This is a genomic window from Pseudomonas kurunegalensis (genome assembly GCF_030291635.1).
GTDB lineage: Bacteria > Pseudomonadota > Gammaproteobacteria > Pseudomonadales > Pseudomonadaceae > Aquipseudomonas > Aquipseudomonas monteilii.
Genome location: NZ_CP127871.1, coordinates 4,826,545 through 4,847,119 on the forward strand (window position 1 = coordinate 4,826,545; position 20,575 = coordinate 4,847,119).

18 protein-coding genes are annotated in these 20,575 nt (G+C 62.6%); 6 read left to right on the forward strand and 12 right to left on the reverse strand.

The features are described 5' to 3' along the window. Positions 1–2 precede the first annotated feature (2 nt). Positions 3–1,094, reverse strand: a complete 1,092-nt coding sequence (locus tag QQ992_RS22050) for an MBL fold metallo-hydrolase (protein WP_286111031.1) — start codon at positions 1,092–1,094, stop codon at positions 3–5. Between the two features lie 130 nt (positions 1,095–1,224). On the opposite strand from QQ992_RS22050, the gene QQ992_RS22055 reads away from it, so the two are divergent. Together QQ992_RS22055 and QQ992_RS22060 are read left to right on the forward strand one after the other, a co-directional pair. Continuing rightward, entirely contained in the window at positions 1,225–2,298 is a 1,074-nt protein-coding gene (locus QQ992_RS22055; protein WP_286113990.1) for a diguanylate cyclase, read from the forward strand. 51 nt (positions 2,299–2,349) lie between these two features. Continuing rightward, entirely contained in the window at positions 2,350–4,935 is a 2,586-nt protein-coding gene (locus QQ992_RS22060; protein WP_286111032.1) for a bifunctional diguanylate cyclase/phosphodiesterase, read from the forward strand. A gap of 87 nt (positions 4,936–5,022) precedes the next feature. On the opposite strand, the gene QQ992_RS22065 is transcribed toward QQ992_RS22060, so the two are convergent. Both QQ992_RS22065 and QQ992_RS22070 read right to left on the reverse strand, forming a co-directional pair. Continuing rightward, on the reverse strand, positions 5,023–5,349 hold the full coding sequence (locus tag QQ992_RS22065; protein WP_016713809.1) for a DUF2025 family protein: 327 nt from the start codon (positions 5,347–5,349) through the stop codon (positions 5,023–5,025). Between the two features lie 117 nt (positions 5,350–5,466). Beyond that, entirely contained in the window at positions 5,467–6,384 is a 918-nt protein-coding gene (locus QQ992_RS22070) for a LysR family transcriptional regulator (RefSeq protein WP_198752966.1), read from the reverse strand. A 112-nt stretch (positions 6,385–6,496) separates the two neighbouring features. Here QQ992_RS22070 and QQ992_RS22075 point away from each other — a divergent pair, with 112 nt between their 5' ends. After that, positions 6,497–7,255 carry an SDR family NAD(P)-dependent oxidoreductase gene (locus QQ992_RS22075; protein WP_286111033.1) on the forward strand — a complete coding sequence of 253 codons (759 nt, stop codon included), beginning with the start codon at positions 6,497–6,499 and terminating at the stop codon, positions 7,253–7,255. 35 nt (positions 7,256–7,290) lie between these two features. Here the strand turns inward: QQ992_RS22075 and QQ992_RS22080 are convergent, their stop codons facing one another. The 7 genes from QQ992_RS22080 to QQ992_RS22110 all read right to left on the reverse strand — a co-directional run bounded on the left by QQ992_RS22080 (position 7,291) and on the right by QQ992_RS22110 (position 12,095). Further along, on the reverse strand, positions 7,291–8,148 hold the full coding sequence (locus tag QQ992_RS22080; RefSeq protein ID WP_110740424.1) for an efflux RND transporter periplasmic adaptor subunit: 858 nt from the start codon (positions 8,146–8,148) through the stop codon (positions 7,291–7,293). A 12-nt stretch (positions 8,149–8,160) separates the two neighbouring features. Next, positions 8,161–8,367, reverse strand: a complete 207-nt coding sequence (locus QQ992_RS22085) for a DUF1656 domain-containing protein (protein ID WP_016713807.1) — start codon at positions 8,365–8,367, stop codon at positions 8,161–8,163. Beyond that, on the reverse strand, positions 8,354–10,342 hold the full coding sequence (locus QQ992_RS22090) for an FUSC family protein (RefSeq protein WP_286111035.1): 1,989 nt from the start codon (positions 10,340–10,342) through the stop codon (positions 8,354–8,356). Before QQ992_RS22090 ends, QQ992_RS22085 begins: the two co-directional genes overlap by 14 nt. 184 nt (positions 10,343–10,526) lie before the next feature. Next, on the reverse strand, positions 10,527–10,643 hold the full coding sequence (gene ccoM, locus QQ992_RS22095) for a cytochrome c oxidase subunit CcoM (RefSeq protein ID WP_008097462.1): 117 nt from the start codon (positions 10,641–10,643) through the stop codon (positions 10,527–10,529). A gap of 135 nt (positions 10,644–10,778) precedes the next feature. Then, entirely contained in the window at positions 10,779–10,940 is a 162-nt protein-coding gene (locus QQ992_RS22100) for a hypothetical protein (RefSeq protein WP_016713805.1), read from the reverse strand. 67 nt (positions 10,941–11,007) lie between these two features. Beyond that, a complete protein-coding gene (locus QQ992_RS22105; RefSeq protein WP_016713804.1) occupies positions 11,008–11,337 on the reverse strand; it encodes a hypothetical protein in 330 nt (109 codons plus the stop codon). Positions 11,338–11,399: 62 nt separating this feature from the next. Beyond that, positions 11,400–12,095, reverse strand: a complete 696-nt coding sequence (locus QQ992_RS22110; RefSeq protein ID WP_105945875.1) for a M949_RS01915 family surface polysaccharide biosynthesis protein — start codon at positions 12,093–12,095, stop codon at positions 11,400–11,402. Between the two features lie 162 nt (positions 12,096–12,257). Here QQ992_RS22110 and rapA point away from each other — a divergent pair, with 162 nt between their 5' ends. Both rapA and QQ992_RS22120 read left to right on the forward strand, forming a co-directional pair. Next, positions 12,258–15,104 (forward strand): RNA polymerase-associated protein RapA, encoded by a 2,847-nt coding sequence (rapA, locus tag QQ992_RS22115; RefSeq protein ID WP_286111039.1) that lies wholly within the window; start codon positions 12,258–12,260, stop codon positions 15,102–15,104. 303 nt (positions 15,105–15,407) lie between these two features. Continuing rightward, positions 15,408–17,672: a putative bifunctional diguanylate cyclase/phosphodiesterase gene (locus tag QQ992_RS22120; protein ID WP_286111040.1), complete on the forward strand. Its 2,265-nt coding sequence runs from the start codon at positions 15,408–15,410 to the stop codon at positions 17,670–17,672. On the opposite strand, the gene QQ992_RS22125 is transcribed toward QQ992_RS22120, so the two are convergent. Next, the gene (locus tag QQ992_RS22125; protein ID WP_286111041.1) at positions 17,572–18,459 is read right to left on the reverse strand and encodes an NAD(P)-dependent oxidoreductase; all 888 of its coding nucleotides are present in this window, start codon (positions 18,457–18,459) and stop codon (positions 17,572–17,574) included. The two genes, QQ992_RS22120 and QQ992_RS22125, sit on opposite strands and share 101 nt — an antisense overlap. A 169-nt stretch (positions 18,460–18,628) precedes the next feature. Next, on the reverse strand, positions 18,629–18,940 hold the full coding sequence (locus QQ992_RS22130; RefSeq protein WP_016713799.1) for a DUF2288 domain-containing protein: 312 nt from the start codon (positions 18,938–18,940) through the stop codon (positions 18,629–18,631). Positions 18,941–19,299: 359 nt separating this feature from the next. Here QQ992_RS22130 and QQ992_RS22135 point away from each other — a divergent pair, with 359 nt between their 5' ends. Beyond that, complete coding sequence (locus QQ992_RS22135; RefSeq protein WP_198752954.1) at positions 19,300–20,415, forward strand: branched-chain amino acid ABC transporter substrate-binding protein; 1,116 nt, start codon at positions 19,300–19,302, stop codon at positions 20,413–20,415. Positions 20,416–20,575 lie beyond the last annotated feature (160 nt).

Consider the following 20,575-nt stretch of genomic DNA (forward strand, 5'->3'; position numbering starts at 1 on the left):
TCTCAGCGTGCCGCCATCGTGCGCTCTTTGGCGTGGCCCCGCTGACGCACAGGCCGTGGCTGCCACCAGTTCTGCCCGGCATGCGGTGAGTCAAGGCTGACCCGTTCGCCCATCTGCGGCGTGCTCAAGCGCACCTGGGCCTGGTTGGCCAGCGTCAGTATGCGTTCGAAAGGCTCCTGCCAGCCGTGGGTAGACAGGTCGAACGTACCGTTGTGAATCGGCAGCATCCAGCGCCCGCGCAAATCCAGGTGGGCCTGCAGGCTCTGCTCCGGCTGCATGTGTACGTTGGGCCAGGCGACGTTGTAGGCGCCGGTTTCGATCAAGGTCAGGTCGAACGGCCCGAAACGCTCGCCTATCTGCTTGAAACCGTCGAAGTACCCGGTATCGCCACTGAAGAACACCCGCACATCGTCATCGATGATCACCCAGGACGCCCACAGCGTTCGATTGCTGTCCAGCAGCCCGCGCCCGGAAAAGTGCTGTGCCGGGGTGGCGACAAAGCGCACGCCCTCCACCTCGCTTTCCTGCCACCAGTCCAGCTGGCGCACCTTCGCCGGAGCCACGCCCCAGCTTATAAGTAGGTCGCCCACGCCCAGTGGGGCCAGGAATACCCCGGTGCGTGGCGCCAACTGGCGAATCGCCTGCTCGTCGAGGTGGTCGAAATGATCGTGCGACAGTACCACCGCAGCCAGTGGCGGCAACTGGTCCAGCGCCAGTGGTGGCGCATGGAAGCGCAGCGGCCCCGCCCACTGCACCGGCGAGGCGCGCTCGGCGAACACCGGGTCGGTAATAAAGAAGCGCCCGCGCAGCTTGAGCAATACTGTGGAATGGCCCAGGCGCCATACGCTGTGATCAGGGGCGTCGAGCACCTGCTCGCGGGTCATGGGCTGGAGGCTGATCGGGGTGGCCGGCCGGGTTTGCGGGGGCTTGCGCAAGAACAGGTACTTGAGCCCGATGCGCAGCTTTTTCAGCACCCCATCCTGCGGCAACGATGCCTGGTTGTGAAAACGCCCATCCCGCTGTGGCGCCGGCTCGCCGGCAGCGTTGGCCAAAGGGATCATCAGCAACACTCCGAGCAACAGGAAAGCCTTCATGTTACCCCACAGTGATCAGATCAACCGTGAATTGGCTTGTAAGGTCATTTTTCGCCGATGAAACACTGTTCAACAATATTCATGCGAGTTATGCGATAAACGGTACCCCGGTAGAATAGCGATGAACACGATGGACAACCGCAGCGGCAAAGGCCTTTCATTCGTCAAGCGCATCTACCTGCCGCGCGTCATTGGCTTGGGCATCGGTCTGTTCAGTGTCATGGCGGCCATCGCGCCGCTGTCTCCCCCCTCCTGGGCATGGCTGCTGGTGCTGTTCAACGGGTTGTTGTGGCCGCACATGGCCTACCTGTGGGCAAGCCGCTCGGCAATGCCCTACCAGGCAGAACAGCGCAACCTGCTGCTGGACTCGCTGATGGGTGGGTTCTGGACTGCCGCCATGCATTTCAACCCGCTCCCCGGCGTGACGGTACTTTCCATGATGACCATGAACAACGTCGCAGCCGGCGGCAAGCGCATGGTCTTTCGCGGGCTGCTGGCCCAGTTGGCCGGCATGCTTGTCTCCATCCTGCTGCTTGGCCCCGGCCTTCAGCTGACCGCCACCTCCCTGCAGGTGTACGCCTGCCTGCCAATGCTGACGCTGTACCCGCTGGCCTTGGGCTGGGTGTGCTACCAGCTGGCGATCAAACTGGCTGACCACAAGCGCCGGCTGAGCGCCCTGAGCCTCACCGACAGCCTGACCGGGCTGCTCAACCATGGCGCGTGGAAAGACCTGCTACTGCTGAAGTTCCAGGCCTGTAAACAACAGCAGGGGCACGCGGTCATCGCCCTGATCGACATCGACCATTTCAAGACCATCAACGATACCTTCGGCCACGTGGTCGGCGACTGTGTGCTGCGCCAGCTGAGCGCCGAGCTGCGCCGTAATCTGCGCGAAGGCGACCAGGCCGGGCGTTATGGCGGCGACGAGTTTTGTGTGATGCTGCCAGACACCAGTGAAGCCCAGGCTTGCCAGGCCATGGAGCGCCTGCGCGAACGGGTCGCCAACTACCGCAACCCACAGTTGCCGCACCTGCGCATCAGCCTGAGCATCGGCCTGTCCCCCTTCGAAGCCACCCTGGAGTCACCCGAACACTGGCTCGACCAGGCAGACAAGGCGCTTTACACCGCCAAGCACGCTGGCCGCGACCAGGTCAATTTTGCCCGCGGCGAGGCTTCTACGCTCAAGCTGGCCTATCCTGATTGAACCTCCTTCCTGACTGCCTGGCGGGAGGCTGCTTGAAGGAGCCGCTCACGCATGGCCAGGACTGCCAAACTCCACCCCGCCAGCCCCACACCGCGCTTTCAGGTGCGCCGCCTGATTGCCGGTTTCAGTGCAGTTTTCGGCCTGGCCTGCCTGGTTACGCTGGGCGCACTGTTCAACATCGCCGCCACCCTTGATCACCAGGAGCGTCAGCGTAGCGCCTTCCATGCGAACCAGGCCCTGGAGCAGCGACTGATCGCCTCGCGCCAGTTCTTGTCCAGCTATGCCGTGTGGGATGCTGCCTTCGAACACCTGGCAGGCCAGGTAGACTGGAAATGGGCCTATGAAGAAAAGAACGTAGGCGAGTCGCTGTACAGCGCCAGCGGCTACGAAGGGGTGTTCGTTGTAGAAGACAGCCGCACCACCTACGCGTTGTTCAAGGGACAGCCCAGCCAGGCAGGCGCCAACACTTATATAGATGCGCCCCTGCAGCCGATCATCGACCAGGCCCGCGCCGCGGCCGTACCACGGGAACAGACCACCCGTTACGTGCTGTTCAATGGCTGGCCGGCCGTGCTGACTGCCGCCGCTGTTCGACCGGACCGCGATGTCACCGACAGTGAGGTACGCCAGGCCCCGGTGATGCTGTTCATCGATCAACTCACCGAAGACAAGCTGACGCGGCTGGGCACCGGCGCCGGCCTTACCGGCATGCATGTGGACAAGGACAACAGGGGTGAGCACGGCCACTTGCGCATCGAGCTGGGCGATACCGGCTACCACCTGGCCTGGAACAGCCCGTTGCCGGGGCGCCAGCTGCTGTGGGCCGTCTTGCCGCCACTGGTAGGCGCGCTGCTGATGCTTGGCTTGATCATGCTGTACCTGTTCCGCCTCACCCTGCGCAGCTCGCGGGCAATCGGCCTTACACTCACTCACCTGCAACAGAGCAACCAGGCGCTGGAAGCCAGCGAGCAGCGTTTTCGCGCGGTGGCCGAATCGGCGTCTGACTGGATCTGGGAAACCGACCGGCAACAACGCCTGACCTACCTGTCGCAACGCTTTGCCAACGTCACCGGCTACCCCGTGGAGGACTGGCTGGGCCAACCGCTCAACCAGCTGTTGGCCTGCGATACCACCCCGCTCTCGCCTTGGCTGGACGCCCTGACCAGCGCCGACCCACAACAGTTGGCCAATTTGCGCTGTACCTACCGCGACCAGAATGGCCAAAACCGCTACTGCAGGATTTCGGCCCGCGCCATCTGGTATGACGACAAACCCAGCGGTTTTCGCGGCACCGCCAGCGACATCACCGACGAAGTCGACGCCCACGCGCGCATTCAGCACCTGTCGTTGCACGACCCACTGACCGGCCTGGCCAACCGCAACAAGCTCGCCAGGCACCTGGAGCAAGCCCTGCTGCGTGGCACCGACTCGCCACCCTTGAGCCTGCTGCTGCTGGACCTCGACAACTTCAAACCGATCAACGACTCGCTCGGCCATGCTGCCGGGGATGCTGTGCTGCAAGAGGTGGCGACGCGTCTGCGCGATACCACCCGCGACGGTGACCTGGTAGCGCGTCTGGGCGGCGACGAGTTCATCCTGGTGCTAAGCGGCATGGACAACCGCAACGAAATCGACCGCTTCTGCGCGCGCCTGATCAGCCTGCTGCAACAACCCATCACCTTCGACGGCCAACCCCTGCATGTCGGTGCCAGTATTGGCGTCGCCCAAACCCGCACCCAGGGTTTCGATGCGGGCGAATTGATCCGCTGCGCCGACATTGCCCTGTACCAGGCCAAAGCCGATGGCAAGAATACCTGGCGCTACTTCGCTGCCGAGATGAACCAGCAGATCCAGTACCGCCGCCAGTTGGAAAACGACCTGCGGCGGGCCCTGCGCAACCAGGAGTTCGAACTGCATTACCAGCCGCGCTACCGCCTCAGCGACCGACGCATCGTAGCGGTCGAAGCCTTGCTGCGCTGGCAGCACCCGCAGGAAGGGTTGCTGGGGCCGGACACGTTCATCCCGTTGGCCGAGCAAAGCGACATCATCGTCGCGCTGGGCCGCTGGGTGCTGCGCGAGGCTTGCCGCACAGCCCATGACTGGCCAGCCGACATTCTGGTTTCGGTGAATCTGTCGCCCGCGCAGTTCCTGCGCAGCGACGTGGTAGCCGACGTGCGTGAAATCCTGCTGGAAACCGCCTTCCCGGCCCAGCGCCTGGAGCTGGAAATCACCGAGAACGTGATGCTCAACGACATCGAAGGCGCGCTGGGCACCATGCTGTCGCTCAAGGAGCTGGGCGTGCGCCTGAACATGGATGATTTCGGCACGGGTTACTCATCGCTGGGCTACCTGCGTACCTACCCGTTCGACAGCATCAAGATAGACAAGCGCTTCATCAGTGGCCTGAACAACAACGGCGGCAGCGACCGAGCGGTGGTTCAGGCCATCATCAACCTGGGCGAAGCGATGGGGTTGACGGTGACTGCCGAAGGCGTCGAAAGCGAACAGCAGCTCAAAGCCTTGGAGAACGACCGCTGCCACGAAGTACAGGGCTATTTCATGAGCCGACCGCTGGACAATGCCGGGCTGGAGGCGTTGTTGCACCAAACATCCCAAAGCAGCACACAGCCTCTGTAGGCGCGGGTTTACCCTCGAACACCGGCAAAGCCGGTGCCATGCACCGCGTCGGATTCTTCGCGGGCAAGTCAGCTTCTGCAGGGGGCATCAGGGCTGTTGCAGGCTGCGCTCGGCCACGATCTCTGGCAGGTCCTGGCGGCGCAGGTAAGCACGCAGCGGCTCACCAATATTCAAGCGGTCATCCACATGCTGCTCCAGCAACAGCGCCAGCCGCTCACGACACAACGCCATGCGCTGCCCTTGCTCAGGCCGCCAGACAAACTCGTTGCACGGGGTAATGCTGTCGTCGGCCACGTCCATGCCGAACGAATCCTCGGAAAAACGCACAATATGGACACCACGCTTGCCATGAAAACCGACAAAGCCCTTGAGCTGGTCGGCAGCGTTGCAGATGTCCTGGGAAGTGATGGCCATGACGTAACCTCGCAATGATATCGGAAGATACGCACGCCTGGCGGGGGATGGGTCGCCTCTACCGGGCAACTCGCAAGCCGCAGCCTAACGCAGGTGCGCATGACCGCGCCATGGTTTTCAGCGCTCACCGTTTACCGCGTCGACCTGGGAGCGCAATAGCTCCGCCAGCCACTGCATGAAGGCCTGGACCCGACGGGGCACATGCCGTTGCCTTGCATACAACAAAGAGACAGGCATAGCCGGGGCCTGCCAGTTTTCGAGCACCGAAACCAGCTCACCTCGCCGCAGGTACTCGTCGACACCTACCGCCGGCACCTGGATCAGCCCCAGCCCGGCCAGGCAAGCCGCCGAATAGGCCTCGGCATTGTTGACCGTGACCCCACCGGCCATGGCCTGGTACTGCAGTTCACCGCCTTGCAGATATTCGAAACCGGCACTGCGTGCGCCCAAGGTGCGTACGTAATGCACCAACTGGTGCCCGGCCAGGTCTTGCAAGGTACGCGGCATGCCATAACGGGCCAGGTAGGCGGGGCTGGCACAGTTACGCATGCTCAATTGCCCGACCGGCCGTGCCACCACGTCCAGGTCATGCAAGGCGCCAATACGCATCACGCAATCGAACCCTTCGCGCAGCAGGTCAACCTGGCGGTCGGTGCAACTAAGCTCCACCTCCAGCTGCGGAAAACGCTGCATAAAAATCGGCAGCGCCGGGATGATGACCCGACGGGCCATCATGGTCGGCAGGTCGATGCGCAGTCGCCCAGCCAGCTCGGCATCATCGGCACGGAACAGGCTCTCGATCTCGTCCATGCCCGATAGCAGGTCCTTGCTACGCTCGTACAACAAGGCGCCATCCTGGGTCGCCTGCACACGCCGGGTGGTGCGGTTGAACAACTGTGTGCCCAGCAAGCGTTCCAGCGCCCTCACCTGCTCCGACACGGTCGACCGTGGCAACCCCAGGCGCTCGGCGGCCAAGGTGAAACTGTTGACCTCACACACCCGCACAAAGGTGCGCAATAACTCAAGCTTGTTCACTGCGGGCCTCGACTATCCGGTTTTCACGAACAGTATTTCCGTTTTTGCAGGATTTAACAGCCAGGCAGCGACCAATAACCTGTCCTCATCCACCCACCATGAGGTTTTCACCATGACCCGCAAAATTGCCCTGATCACTGGCGCCAGCCGCGGCCTCGGCCGAAATGCTGCCGAACACCTGGCTGCGCGCGGTATCGATGTCATCGGCACGTACCACAGCAAGGCGGACGAAGCCCACGCGGTGGTCGCACGGCTGGAAAAGGCCGGGGTCAAGGCCGCCATGCTTCAACTGGACGTCAGCGACAGCAGCAGTTTTGCCAGTTTCGCCGAGCGCTTGGGCGTGACCCTGCAGCAGCACTTTGGCCGCGAGCGCTTCGACTTCCTGGTGAACAATGCCGGGATCGGGCTGAATGTGCCGTACGTGGATACCACCGAGGCGCAGTTCGACCAGTTGCTGAACATTCAACTGAAAGGGCCGTTCTTCCTCACCCAGCGCCTGCTGCCACTGTTGGTCGACAATGGCCGCATCATCAACATTTCCACCGGTCTGGCGCGTTTTGCGCTGCCAGGGTATGCCGCCTATGCCGCGATGAAAGGCGCAATGGAAGTGCTGACCCGCTACCAGGCCAAGGAACTGGGTGCGCGTGGCATTCGCGTGAACATTCTGGCACCGGGGGCAATCGAGACGGATTTTGGCGGCGGGGTGGTGCGGGATAATCAGCAGGTGAATGCCTTCATTGCCGGCAACACGGCGCTGGGGCGCGTGGGCTTGCCAGATGACATCGGGGCGGCCATTGCGCTGTTGCTGGAAGACGGTAATGGCTGGATTACCGGGCAGCGGCTGGAGGTGTCGGGCGGGATGTTCCTCTGAGCCCGCCAGCTTGGGGCCACACAGTGGCCCCGCTTTCACTGCTCATGCACCTGCACACTGGCCGTCATCCCCGCACTCAGGGTCACCCCTTCCGGCACCTGGTCCAGGCGAATCCTGACCGGTATGCGCTGGGCCAGACGCACCCAGTTGAAGGTAGGTTCCACTTCCGGCAGCAGTTGGCTGTCCGGGTTGCTGTTGCGGTCGGTAATACCGCGGCTGATGCTCTCCACATGCCCTTGCATCGGCTCACCCGCCCCCATCAGCCAGACTTTCACGGTATCCCCCACACGAATACGGGGCAGCTTGGTTTCCTCGAAGTACGCCTGGATATAGAAGGTTGAATCATCCACCAGGGCCATGACCGCTTCCCCGGTGTTCACATAGTTGCCTTCGGCCAGACGCAGGTTGGTGATATGCCCGCTGCGCGGCGCCCGCACTTCACTGCGCGCAAGGTTGATCCTGGCCACCTGCAACTGCGCCTCGGCTTCGTGCAACTCGCCACGCGCGATGGCCGCATTGATCTGGGCGTTCTCACGCAACTCGGCACTGATCGCCTCGGGCCCCAAGGCCGTTCGCCGGGCGGCTTCGCGTTCGCGCAGGCGCAATTGCTGGGCGCGGGTCTCGGTCACGGCGCTGGCCTGGTCGAACGCGGCCTGGAAGCGCTCGCGGTCGATACTCATCAACAGGTCGCCCGCCTTGACCTGCTGGTTGTCATGGACCTTGAGCCCGCGTACCCAGCCGGACACGTCAGGCGCAATCACCACCACATCGGCGCGCACACGGGCGTCGCGGGTCCAGGGGGTAAGCATGTAGTACTGCCACAGCTGGTAGCCGGCCAACACGGCCAAGGCCACCACACACAGCGTCACCAAGGTACGTACGGCCGCACGCATCGAAACACTCCTTCATAAAGGCCCCAGCAGGCGTACCACCAGGAACAACACACAAACGAACAGCGCCGCATCAAACAGCGCCTCATGCCAGATCCAGCGCCCCAGCGGCGTGGCCTGCACCACCAGGCGCAACAGGCCGGTGAGCAGCAGCGCCAGCAACACATAAAGCAGAAACGGGCTGAGCAGCACGCCGCCCACTTCCCATTCACGCAACCCCATGGGCTTCCTCCTGCCAGCGGCACCACTTGCCCCAGCTTTTTTGCAGTTGCAGCACCGCACCTTCAGCCAGCCGCAACGGGTCGCTGGCAGGCAGCCGGCGCAGGGCAGCGATGAATTGCTCACTGGCGGTGTCCAGGCGCTGCCCGCGCCCGGCGGCAGGCCCTTTAGCCAGTACCGCCTCCACCTGTTGCAGGTACTCGCGCTCGGCACGCCCCAAGGGGGCCTGGGCGACCGCCAGGCACATGCGCAGGTGTACCAGTTCATCACCCATGTCCAGCCCATGCAGGCCGTCGTCCCAGCGCTTGCGCTCGTCTTCCGGTAATTCACTGGCATGCCGCGCCAGTTGCATCAGGCGGTCAGCCATCCGCCCGCCAAACCAGCTGTCGGCCCCACGCAGGTCGCGCCGGGTCAGGCGCACCAGGTCGCTTTGGGTGGCTGCGCGCAGTCGCCGGCCCAACCAGGCCGGGTGACGAAACACCAATAAACGAAAGGCCATGACTGCTGCAGACACCCCCACCAGCATGGCCAAGGCACTGTTCAGCAGGGTCGCCACGCCAAACTGCATGGCGTTGAGCGGCGACACCAGCACAATGAAGTGCAGGCAATAGGAAGTGGCCGTAGCCCCGGTACGGGGGTGGGCCATGCCCAGCGCACCCAGAAACAGCGGCACACCCATGGCCAGGCAGAGCATGGCGAAGCTGCTCCACTGCGGCAGCACAATCTGCCCGACCAGAAACGCAGCAGGTATGGCCAGGAAAATCCCGCGCAAAAAACTCAAGCCAATCTGCGCGCCGTTCTCACGGCTGGCGAACAGGCTACAGACTACGCAGGTCAGCACCAGGCCCCCCGGCGCCGAAGGCCAGGCCGTGGCCAACCAGAACCCGCTCATGACCAGAAAGGCCAGCGCACTGCGCGAACCAAACAGCAAGGCCAGCGACCAGTCGCGGTGCGCAGCCAGGCCTTGGGACACATCCTTGGGCGCCCTGCCCGCCTCCACATCCTCCAGCGCCTGGCCGGCAGCCATGGCGTAATCCAGCAGCAGGGCCATGCGCGCCAGGCAGAAGTGCTCCGCCGAACTGATCTGCTCATCGTGGGCGGCATCCCAGATACGTTGGCGCAGCAGTAACAGGCCGGGCTTGTCGGGTTTGCCCAACAGTGTGCGCACTTCGTGCAACCAGGGCGCCAGGTGCTCAGCCTCCCGCTCATCCAGTTGCCGCCACTGACGGCGTACCGACCGGGAGATACGCAACAGCACCATCAGCTTCTGGCTGAGCCCACGAATGGCACGGGCACGCTGCCGGCCACGGTTGCCTTCGAACCAAGCATGTTCGCGCTGGCTGTCGATGGCCACGATGCGCCCCAGGCTCTCCAGCAAGCCTTTGCGCGCCTCGTCCTCGCCACCCAGCATGGCACTGGCGGCTTGCAGACCGTTCTGCCAGGCCTGTCGGGCCTGCCCGCCCAGTTGCTGTTCCACGCGCATGGGCCAGAGCAAGGCACTGCTGGCGGTGGCGCAGAAAATGCCCAGGCAGATCTCGGTGCAGCGCGCCACCGCCTGGTCGAACACCTGCAGCGGGTGGTCGATGGCCGGCAAGGCGATGATGGCGGCGGTGTAACCGGCCAGCACGAAGGCATAGGCCCAGGCGCTACGCAGTTGGGTAGAGGCGGCGGTACACAGGGCCAGCCAAAGGGCCAGGGTGAGCAGAAACAAGCCTGGGGTCTGTGCAAACAGGCCAATGAACAACACCGACATGACGGTGCCAACCAAGGTACCCGCCAGCCGCGCCAGGCCCTTCTGAACCACCATGCCCGACAGCGGCTGGGCGACGATGAAAGCAGTCATCAGTGCCCATGCCGGTTGCTCCAGGCCCCAACGCATCGCCAGCCACAACGCCAGGCCACCACCGAGCAGGGTCTTGATGGCGAACTTGAGGGCGAGGCTGCTGGGGGCGAACAGGGCCTGGAAGGTAATGGGCACGAAGCGGACCTTGCGGGGATGGTCTTGTAGAAAAGATAGACAATGGCGAGCAGGATAAAGTGGAAATGAATAATTAGCTAGCTAATCATCTTTATCGGCATGCAACCAGAGCACAAATCCCAGGCAAAAAAAATGGGCGACCGAAGTCGCCCTAAATGCCTTGCGTGCTCGTGTACCCGGAAGGTCAGCGCGGCTTGCGCTTGTTCGAGTCCTTCCAGATGAAAATGCCCAGACCGGCAAAGAAGGCAAACATCAACCCGACCGTTACCACACCGGCGATAACCACGTTGTCGAAGAACATGCTGGCCTCCCCATTCGTTTGCCGTTGTCCGATGGGTGCAAGGTAACCAATGTGGCGGGGGGGAAAATTGATCGGGATCAATGGTGCCCGAGGCCGGGCACGCGAGGCGGGTGCAGGGTTGACCTGCGTCAAATTTCAGCGCTTCTTCGGCTTGCTCTTGGGTTTCTTTTTCTTGCTGCTGTTCAACGGCAGGGCCTGCTCGAACGCGTTGCGCATGTCGTTCAGGCGCTTTTCCTTGAGGTCGTGGACGCGCTTGGCGCGTTCGGCATCGAAATCGATGAGGTTGTCTTGGCTCATGGGTGGGCTCGACGATCAACTGAGACTTGCATGATGAGGCCAGCCGCAGGTGCTGACCAGTCCCCTGTCAGACTTCGATGTCCACCAGCAGCCCCTGGCGTACGTGTTCGCCCATCAACGGGGCCACCGGCACGGTGTTGTCGGCGTTGACCTCATCACCGGGCATGGCACTGTAGCGTTCCTGATCGCCCTTCTGCCTGCGTTGCTGCTGGCGACGCTGCTCATCGCGCAGCAACAGTGCCTGCTCCTGCGGGTCACGCTGGTGCTTGAGGTCGATGGCACTTTCGCCGGACGCAGGCTGCGTCGGCACCACCGGTTTGATGTCGGGGGTGGGTTTGACCGGGTCCTGTTGCGAGGTCACCGGTGCGGCACTGAGCGGAATGATCGGCGGCAGCATGGACGTTCTCCTGTGCCCCTGTATCGGCAGGTGCGGGTTTACCTTGATGTCATGGACAACATTTACTCGGTTTCGTCGTCAGGCTCGTCGTCATCTGGCGGGCTGGCTTCGCTCCAGGGCCGCTTGTAAACCTGCTGCCAGACCGCGTCCATATGGTCGCGCAATACCTGCGGCGCGGTTTTCAGCGAGGCACTGTCCTCGCGCTCGCCACCGACCGGTTCCTCGCCCGCCGGGGTGATCAGCGACTGGCCGGTAATGGTGTAGCTGGCCTGCCCTTCGCGCATCTCGATGGCAATGTCGTGCGGGTCGATACCGCCGCCACAGAAGGCATGACTGGCTACCGTCACCTCGGCGACACCGTCCTTGTTCAAGTCGCTGACATCACTGACGTCGGTGTAGAAGTCCACGTCCAGGTCCAGCCCCGGGCAGGTGGTTTCCTGTTCGATCTGCCAACGCGCCTTGAATGCATCGCTTTCGGCAGTGCGCCCGTACAAGGTGGCCTTGAGTACCACCTTGTCCACTTCCTGTTCGCTTTCCGGGTCACTGGCCTGGCCATCGCTGCGGCTCAGTACCAGCAGGCCCTCACCGTCGCGGTCACGGTAGTGCACGCTCTTGATCGGTGTCTGGACGCCCAGCACTTCAAGCTGTTCCATCGGAATGGGGGGCAAGGTCTCGAAATTCTTCTGCTCGCAGGCACTCAGCAGCAGCAGGCTGCCCACGGCCATGGAAGCGCTCATCCAGCGGTGCTTGGCAGACATATAGAAGCGGTGCCCTCGTCGGCTGCACAGTGCGAGGCGATGAAACAGCTAGACTGACTTACTTCCTGTTGTCGTTCGGCACCTTTCGGTGCGTTCGCACTTTGGTCTGACCGGCCGATCCGTTAACATAATCGGCTTTTTCATCGCGGGAGTTCAGGCAGTATGGCGCAGCAGTATCAACCGGGGCAACGCTGGATCAGCGACAGCGAAGCAGAGCTCGGCCTGGGTACCATCCTGGCGCAGGATGGCCGCCTGTTGACCGTGCTTTACCCGGCCACTGGCGACACCCGCCAGTATTCCCTGCGCAATGCGCCGCTGACCCGCGTGCGTTTTTCGCCCGGTGACCAGATCACCCACTTCGAGGGCTGGAAGCTGACCGTGCGCGAGGTCGAGGACATCGACGGGCTCATGGTGTACCACGGCCTGGACGGGCAGAACCAGCCGCGTACCCTGCCAGAAACCCAGCTGTCGAACTTCATCCAGTTCCGCCTGGCCAGCGACCGCCTGTTCGCCGGGCAGATCGACCCACTGTCGTGGTTCAGCCTGCGCTACAACACCCTGCAGCACACCAGCAAGCAGATGCAGTCGGCACTGTGGGGCCTGGGCGGCTGCCGCGCGCAACCGATCGCCCACCAATTGCACATCGCCCGCGAAGTCGCCGACCGCAGCGCCCCACGGGTATTGCTGGCCGACGAAGTGGGCCTGGGCAAAACCATCGAGGCTGGCCTGGTGATTCACCGCCAGTTGTTGTCGGGCCGTGCCAGCCGCGTACTGATCCTGGTACCGGAAAACCTCCAGCACCAGTGGCTGGTGGAAATGCGCCGCCGCTTCAACCTGCAGGTAGCCCTGTTCGACGCTGAACGCTTCATCGAGAGCGACGCCAGCAACCCGTTCGAGGACGCCCAGCTCGCGCTGGTTGCCCTGGAGTGGCTGGTCGACGACGAAAAGGCCCAGGATGCGCTGTTCGCTGCCGGCTGGGACCTGATGGTGGTCGACGAAGCTCACCACCTGGCCTGGCACGAAGATCAGGTCAGCGCCGAATATGGCCTGGTCGAGCAACTGGCCCAGGTGATCCCGGGCGTGCTGCTGCTCACCGCCACCCCAGAGCAGCTTGGCCAGGACAGCCACTTTGCCCGCTTGCGCCTGCTCGACCCCAACCGTTTCCACGACCTGGCCGCCTTCCGTGCCGAGAGCGAGCACTATCGCCCGGTTGCCGAAGCCGTACAGGAACTGCTCGACGAGGGCCGCTTGTCGCCCAAGGCGCACGCCACCATCCAGGGCTTCCTGGGTGCCGAAGGCGAAGCCCTGCTGGCCGCGGTCAACGATGGCGATACCCAGGCCAGTGCGCGCCTGATTCGCGAACTGCTTGACCGCCACGGCACTGGCCGCGTGCTGTTCCGCAACACGCGTGCCGCAATTCAGGGCTTCCCTGAGCGCCAGCTGCACCCCTACCCGCTGGCCACGCCCGAGCAATACCGCGACCTGCCGGCTGGCGAACACGCTGAGCTGTACCCGGAAGTGGCCTTCCAGGCCCAGGGCGAGGTAGCCGACGACGAACGCTGGTGGCGTTTCGATCCGCGCGTCGACTGGCTGATCGATACCCTGAAGATGCTCAAGCGCACCAAAGTGCTGGTGATCTGCGCCCACGCCGAAACCGCCATGGACCTGGAAGACGCCCTGCGCGTGCGCTCCGGCATCCCGGCGTCGGTGTTCCATGAAGGCATGAGCATTCTCGAACGCGACCGTGCCGCCGCCTACTTCGCCGACGAAGAATTCGGCGCGCAGGTGCTGATCTGCTCCGAGATCGGCAGCGAAGGCCGTAACTTCCAGTTCGCCCACCATCTGGTGATGTTCGACCTGCCAGCACACCCCGACCTGCTCGAACAGCGCATCGGCCGCCTGGACCGGATCGGCCAGAAGCACACGATCCAGCTGCACATCCCGTACCTGCAGGACAGCCCGCAAGAGCGCCTGTTCCAGTGGTACCACGAAGGCCTCAACGCCTTCCTCAACACCTGCCCGACCGGCAACGCCCTGCAACACCAGTTTGGTCCGCGCCTGTTGCCGCTGCTCGAAGGTGGCGAGAGCAAGGCCTGGGATACACTGGTGGCCGACGCCCGCAGCGAGCGCGAGCGCCTGGAGGCCGAACTGCATACTGGCCGCGACCGCCTGCTGGAGCTCAACTCTGGCGGCGCTGGCGAGGGCCAGGCACTGGTCGAGGCCATTCTTGAACAGGACGACCAGTTCGCCCTGCCGATCTACATGGAAACCCTGTTCGACGCCTTTGGCATCGACAGCGAAGACCATTCCGAGAATGCCCTGATCCTCAAGCCAAGCGAGAAGATGCTCGACGCCAGCTTCCCGCTGGGCGACGACGAAGGTGTGACCATCACCTACGACCGTGGCCAGGCGCTGTCGCGCGAGGACATGCAGTTCCTCACTTGGGAGCACCCGATGGTGCAGGGCGGCATGGACCTGGTACTGTCCGGCTCGATGGGCAACACCGCCGTGGCGCTGATCAAGAACAAGGCGCTCAAACCGGGCACCGTGCTACTCGAACTGCTGTTCGTCAGTGAGGTGGTGGCTCCGCGCAGCCTGCAACTGGGCCGCTACCTGCCGCCAGCGGCACTGCGCTGCCTGCTCGACGCCAACGGCAACGACCTGGCATCGCGCGTGGCCTTCGAAACCCTCAACGACCAGCTCGAAAGCGTGCCGCGCGCCAGCGCCAACAAGTTCGTCCAGGCCCAGCGCGATGTGCTGGCCAAGCGTATCAGTGGTGGTGAAGAGAAAATCTTGCCGACCCACATCGAGCGCGTGGCCGAAGCCCAGCGCCGCCTGGCGGCAGAGGCCGACGAAGAGCTGGCCCGCCTGGTGGCACTGCAAGCGGTCAACCCGAGTGTGCGTGACAGCGAAATCAACGCCCTGCGCAAGCAGCGTGAAGATGGCCTGGCAATGCTGGAAAAGGCCGCCCTGCGCCTGGAAGCCATTCGCGTGCTGGTGGCCGGCTGATCCCATCGGTCTCTTGTAGGAGCGGCCTTGTGTCGCGATGGGCTGCGCAGCAGCCCCGGTTATTTTGCATCAGTGCAGAAATCTAGGGCTGCTGCGCAGCCCATCGCGACACAAGGCCGCTCCTACAGAGATAGCACAAGGGCCAAATCCTTTATTCCTGGCTGCAATCACACTGATAACCAAATCATTGGAATCAATATGCCATTAGTCAGGAAGGCTTAAATACTCTTTCCTATACTGCCTCTGGACAGTCTGCACAGGGTTGTAGCGCAGACGAGTGAAAACTCGATCAAGAGGCATTCCATGGAATGGCTAGGGCTGCAACTGTTCGCCGACTTGCCGGCAACCGGGCGTATCGTCATTGATTGCCGCCATGAACCGTTTCTGGTTCTGCTCGCCTACTTCGTCGCCTGCGCGGCCTGCTTCGCCACGCTCGACATGGCCGAGCGACAATCCCACAGCCCCGAACCCACTGCCCACCGCCAATGGAACATGCTCGGCGCTTGCTGCCTGGCCGGTGGCATCTGGGCCATGCACTTCATCAGCATGCTGGCGTTCCAGGCGCCGGTGGAAGTGCACTACGACGTTTCCCTGACCATTCTTTCGCTGCTCATCGCCCTGGGCGTAGCCTGGCTGGCCATGCACAGCCTGGAACGCACACAAATGCGCACGCATCACTTTGTGCAAAGCGCAGTGTTGATTGGCCTGGGCATCATTCTCATGCACTTTGTCGGCATGGCCGCCATGGAAACCGGCGCCGTGCAGTATTACCAGACCGGCCTGCTGCTGGCCTCTGGCGCCATTGCCCTGCTCACCAGCCTGGCCGCGTTGTGCCTGGCCCGCTACTTCCGTAATGGCAGCGGCACCCTGTACCAGGCCATGAAGTACGGCGCCAGCCTGCTGATGGCTGCCGGAATCGTCGCTACCCATTTCACCGCGATGTCGGCCATGACGCTGGTCATCCCGGCCGATACCGCCCTGCGCCTGCCTTCTGGCGACAACAGCCTGCAACTTGGGCTGGGCATCGGCTTCATCACCCTGCTCATCAGTGGTGCCAGTATCAGTGCCGCATTGGCCGACAAGAAGTTGCAGAGTAAAGAGCACGACCTGCGCCGGGTCAGCGTGCTACTCAGCCAGCTGGACCAGGCCCGCGCCTCGCTGCAACAAGCGGCGCATTACGACGCGCTCACCAATCTGGTCAACCGCCGTGGCTTCAACCAGGTGTTCGCCGAGCGGCTGGCCGAACACCAGGCCAGTGAAAGCCGCCTGGCAGTGATGTTCCTCGACATCGACCATTTCAAGCGCATCAACGACAGCCTCGGCCATGACGCCGGTGACGAGCTGCTCAAGGTGATCGCCAACCACATCAAGGCCGCCACCCGCAGCCAGGACCTGGTCGCGCGCTTCGGGGGCGACGAGTTCTGCATCGTGACCAGCCTCAATAACCGCGACGAAGCCCGCCATCTGGCCCAGCGCATCATGCAACGAATGAAAGAGCCCATCGACCTGGGTGGGCGGCGTATGGTCATGACCACCAGCATCGGTATCAGCATCTTCCCTGACGACGGTACCAGCGTCGAAGAGCTGCTCAAACATGCCGACCTGGCCCTGTATCAGTCAAAGGACAACGGGCGCAACAGCCTGAACTTCTTCAACGACAACTTGAAGACCCAGGCCACGATGGCATTGCATCTGGAAGAAGAACTGCGCATGGCACTGCTCGAAGAACGCGGGCTTTGCGTCCATTACCAGCCCATCTTCGATATGCGCAGCGGGCAGCTGGCCAAGCTGGAAGCCCTGGTGCGCTGGCAGCACCCGCAACATGGCCTGCTCGGCCCCGAACGCTTTATCGGCATTGCCGAAGCCAACGGGCTGATCATCGACCTCGACCTGTGGGTACTGCGCCACGCCTGCAACGATCTGGCCCACCTGCAGCGCTATGGCTACGGCGACTTCAAGGTCACGGTCAACTGCTCGGCCGTGACCCTTAGCCATGACGAGCTACCCAACGAAGTGGAGAAAGCACTGTTTCACGCCGGGCTCTGCGCCCGGCAACTCGAGCTGGAAGTGACCGAGAACGCCCTCATGGGTGATCTCCAGCGCACGGTGAACCTGCTCAAGCGCGTTCGCGCCCTGGGTGTCGCGCTGTCGATCGATGACTTCGGCACCGGTTACTCATCTCTGGCCTACCTCAAACGCCTGCCGCTGGATGTACTGAAGATCGACCGCACGTTCCTGCAGGATGTGCCGGGTAGCCAAAAGGATCGTGAAATCGTCCAGGCGATCATCGTCATGGCACACACGCTGCACTTGCAAGTGGTCAGTGAGGGCGTAGAGACCACGGAACAACAAGCGTTCCTCAAAACCCACGGCTGCGACTATCTGCAGGGTTACCTGCTGGGTCGCCCGGTACCACTGGCCGAGCTGCGACCACTGCTGGAGCGGTTGCAGCGTCAGGACGGCGTGCTCAACCCTTGTTACGGTAAAGTTCTACCAGGGTCGCCGGATCTTTTTGCAGGTAACCCTGGCTACCGTGCAGGCGCATCAATTGCGCGGCGAGGCCACTGAGTGGCGTCGCCGAACCCTGCTCGCGGGAGAATTTGACCGCGCCATCAAGGTCCTTGAGTAGCGTGCGCACATGCCACTTGATCGGCTCGAAGCGGCTTTCGGCCATTTGCGGCGCCAGGATCTGCAGGGGCTTGGAGTCGGCAAAGCCACCGGCCAACGCTTCGGCGATCAACGTCGCATCCACCCCGGACTGCTCGGCCAACGCCACGACTTCGGCAATGACCAAGGCGTTGCACGCCACGATCATCTGGTTACAGGCCTTGGTCACTTGGCCTGCGCCCACCGCCCCCATATGCGTCACCCGCTGGCCAAGTACCTGCAGCACCGGCCGGGCACGCTCAAGGTCAACCGCCTCGCCACCGACCATGATCGCCAGGGTACCGGCTTCGGCACCGGGCGTGCCGCCGGACACCGGGGCATCCAGCCAGGCCATGCCGCACAGTGCGGCCAGTTCGGCAGCCATTTCACGGGTGGCGGTGGGCTCCAGGCTGGAGAAATCGATCAGCAACTGGCCACTGCGTCCACCCTGGGCAATGCCGTGTTCGCCGAACACTACCTCGCGTACCACAGCCGTATCGGCCAGGCACAGCAGCACCATGTCGCTGCCCTGGCACAGTTCGGCGGGGCTGTTGGCCAGGCGCGCGCCGGCGGCGACAAGTGCAGCGCACTTGTCCGGGCTGCGGTTCCACACGGTCAGCGGGTACCCCGCCGCCAGCAGGCGTCGGCACATGGGCAGGCCCATCAGGCCGATGCCGGCGAATCCAAGCGAAGGTAGTGCTGTGCTCATCAATGACTCCCGACTATTCGAATTGTTTTACAGGTTGGCAGAGGGGTAGACACATTACGCATCCCGTAAACTGTTACCGCCACGCCGAATTGTTACTTCCCTCTACCCGCCTTGAATGCTTTCAAGCACCAATTAGGGGCTGCTGCGCATTTTTGCGCACCAAAAACGATCACGCCACTTCCGGGCCTTTCACCTGAATCACGATGAACGGCGAAACCACTACCGCCCAGATCTCTGGATCGCGGCTTTGCAGGTCCAGCGCTTGTTCGGCCGACACCGGCCCAACAGTGCCATCACTACGCCACTTGGCGAAGATCTCGCTGCGATTCTCGGCCATCGCCTCGGCAACGGTGATCAGGTCCAGGCTGGGGTCGACCCAAATCAGGTCACCCTTGGCCCAGAAACGCTCCAGCGCTTTCCACTCGATGATTGCCGTCTCGCCAAGCAATTTGGCATAGAGGGTGCTTGTTTGATCAGTCATGGGTGGTATCCGCAAAAATCGGCCAATAAAAAAGGCCGGCATTTTTGCAGAAAAACCCGGTTTCAAATATGTAATTTGGTCGATTGACCCCGAAGTTGTGGGGTGGGGTCACAGATACAGGCAGTTTGATGGCGCCTTTCTGTATCTTTCTGTCGATCAAGCGACAACCCAGGAAACAGGCACTTTTCGACCGCTTTTCAAGCGCTCGAACAGCGCTCTACACTGTACCGGTACAGTTCCGGGACATGTTCCGGGGGAAGGTGGGCTTGCGCGTTGGCATGGCCACGCCGCAAATCCCGCCCGGTCTGTAGCCCTGGCCGCCAGGACTATAAGAATTACAACAGAATGAGTGGAGCACTATGATCAAGATTTCCAAGCTGTTCGCCGCAATGGTACTGGCCGGGGTAGCCAGCCATTCGTTTGCCGCCGATACCATCAAGATCGGGATTGCTGGCCCTAAAACCGGCCCTGTGACCCAGTACGGCGACATGCAGTTCATCGGCGCCAAGCAAGCCATCAAGGATATCAACGCCGCGGGCGGCGTCGATGGCAAGATGCTCGAAGCCAAGGAATACGACGACGCCTGCGACCCTAAACAGGCCGTGGCAGTCGCCAACAAAGTGGTCAACGACGGCGTCAAGTTCGTCATCGGCCACCTGTGCTCCAGCTCCACCCAGCCAGCGTCCGACATTTACGAAGACGAAGGCGTGATCATGATCACCCCGGCCGCCACCTCGCCGGAAATCACCGCCCGTGGCTACAAGCTGATCTTCCGTACCATCGGCCTGGACAGCGCCCAGGGCCCGGCTGCCGGCAACTACATCGCCGACCACGTCAAGCCGAAAGTGGTTGCAGTACTGCACGACAAGCAGCAGTACGGTGAAGGCATCGCCACCGCGGTCAAGCAAACCCTCGAGAAGAAAGGCACCAAGGTTGCCGTGTTCGAAGGCCTGAACGCCGGCGACAAGGACTTCTCCTCGATCATCCAGAAGCTCAAGCAGAACAACGTCGACTTCGTCTACTACGGCGGCTACCACCCAGAGCTGGGCCTGATCCTGCGCCAGGCTCAGGAAAAGGGCCTGAAAGCCAAGTTCATGGGCCCAGAGGGCGTGGGTAACGACTCGATCTCGCAGATCGCCCAGAACGCCTCCGAAGGCCTGCTGGTCACCCTGCCGAAGTCGTTCGATGCCGACCCGGAGAACAAGAAGATCGTCGACGCCATCAAGGCTGACGGCAAGGACCCAAGCGGCCCGTTCGTGTTCCCTGCCTACTCGGCTGTCGAGCTGATCGCCCAAGGCATCAAGGCCGCCAAGTCCGAAGACACCGACAAGGTGGCAGCTGCCATCCACGCCGGCTCCTTCAAGACCCCGACCGGCACCCTGTCGTACGACGAGAAGGGCGACCTGAAAGACTTCAAATTCGTGGTCTACGAATGGCACTTCGGCAAGCCGAAGACCGAAGTCTCCCCTCAGTAACTGCGTGACTAATAGCTGACCGAAGAAGCCCACTGTGCGAGCAGTGGGCTTTGTTTTACGAGGTTCATGGGCCCGATCCCCGCGATCCGGGGGCAGGCTCACCTGAAAATCTTAAAACCGTCACCCGCGGTTTCCTGGCCTACCCCCGCCAGCGAAATGC

Bases quoted from the DNA above. Each gene is read 5' to 3' on its own strand.
- QQ992_RS22050 (WP_286111031.1), bottom strand. From the start codon at position 1,094: ATGAAGGCTTTCCTGTTGCTCGGAGTGTTGCTGATGATCCCTTTGGCC.
- QQ992_RS22100 (WP_016713805.1), bottom strand. From the start codon at position 10,940: ATGAGCCAAGACAACCTCATCGATTTCGATGCCGAACGCGCCAAGCGC.
- QQ992_RS22135 (WP_198752954.1), top strand. From the start codon at position 19,300: ATGATCAAGATTTCCAAGCTGTTCGCCGCAATGGTACTGGCCGGGGTA.
- QQ992_RS22120 (WP_286111040.1), top strand. From the start codon at position 15,408: ATGGAATGGCTAGGGCTGCAACTGTTCGCCGACTTGCCGGCAACCGGG.
- QQ992_RS22110 (WP_105945875.1), bottom strand. From the start codon at position 12,095: ATGTCTGCCAAGCACCGCTGGATGAGCGCTTCCATGGCCGTGGGCAGC.
- QQ992_RS22065 (WP_016713809.1), bottom strand. From the start codon at position 5,349: ATGGCCATCACTTCCCAGGACATCTGCAACGCTGCCGACCAGCTCAAG.
- QQ992_RS22060 (WP_286111032.1), top strand. From the start codon at position 2,350: ATGGCCAGGACTGCCAAACTCCACCCCGCCAGCCCCACACCGCGCTTT.
- QQ992_RS22055 (WP_286113990.1), top strand. From the start codon at position 1,225: ATGGACAACCGCAGCGGCAAAGGCCTTTCATTCGTCAAGCGCATCTAC.
- QQ992_RS22080 (WP_110740424.1), bottom strand. From the start codon at position 8,148: ATGCGTGCGGCCGTACGTACCTTGGTGACGCTGTGTGTGGTGGCCTTG.
- QQ992_RS22085 (WP_016713807.1), bottom strand. From the start codon at position 8,367: ATGGGGTTGCGTGAATGGGAAGTGGGCGGCGTGCTGCTCAGCCCGTTT.
- ccoM (WP_008097462.1), bottom strand. From the start codon at position 10,643: ATGTTCTTCGACAACGTGGTTATCGCCGGTGTGGTAACGGTCGGGTTG.
- QQ992_RS22075 (WP_286111033.1), top strand. From the start codon at position 6,497: ATGACCCGCAAAATTGCCCTGATCACTGGCGCCAGCCGCGGCCTCGGC.
- QQ992_RS22125 (WP_286111041.1), bottom strand. From the start codon at position 18,459: ATGAGCACAGCACTACCTTCGCTTGGATTCGCCGGCATCGGCCTGATG.
- QQ992_RS22105 (WP_016713804.1), bottom strand. From the start codon at position 11,337: ATGCTGCCGCCGATCATTCCGCTCAGTGCCGCACCGGTGACCTCGCAA.
- QQ992_RS22130 (WP_016713799.1), bottom strand. From the start codon at position 18,940: ATGACTGATCAAACAAGCACCCTCTATGCCAAATTGCTTGGCGAGACG.
- rapA (WP_286111039.1), top strand. From the start codon at position 12,258: ATGGCGCAGCAGTATCAACCGGGGCAACGCTGGATCAGCGACAGCGAA.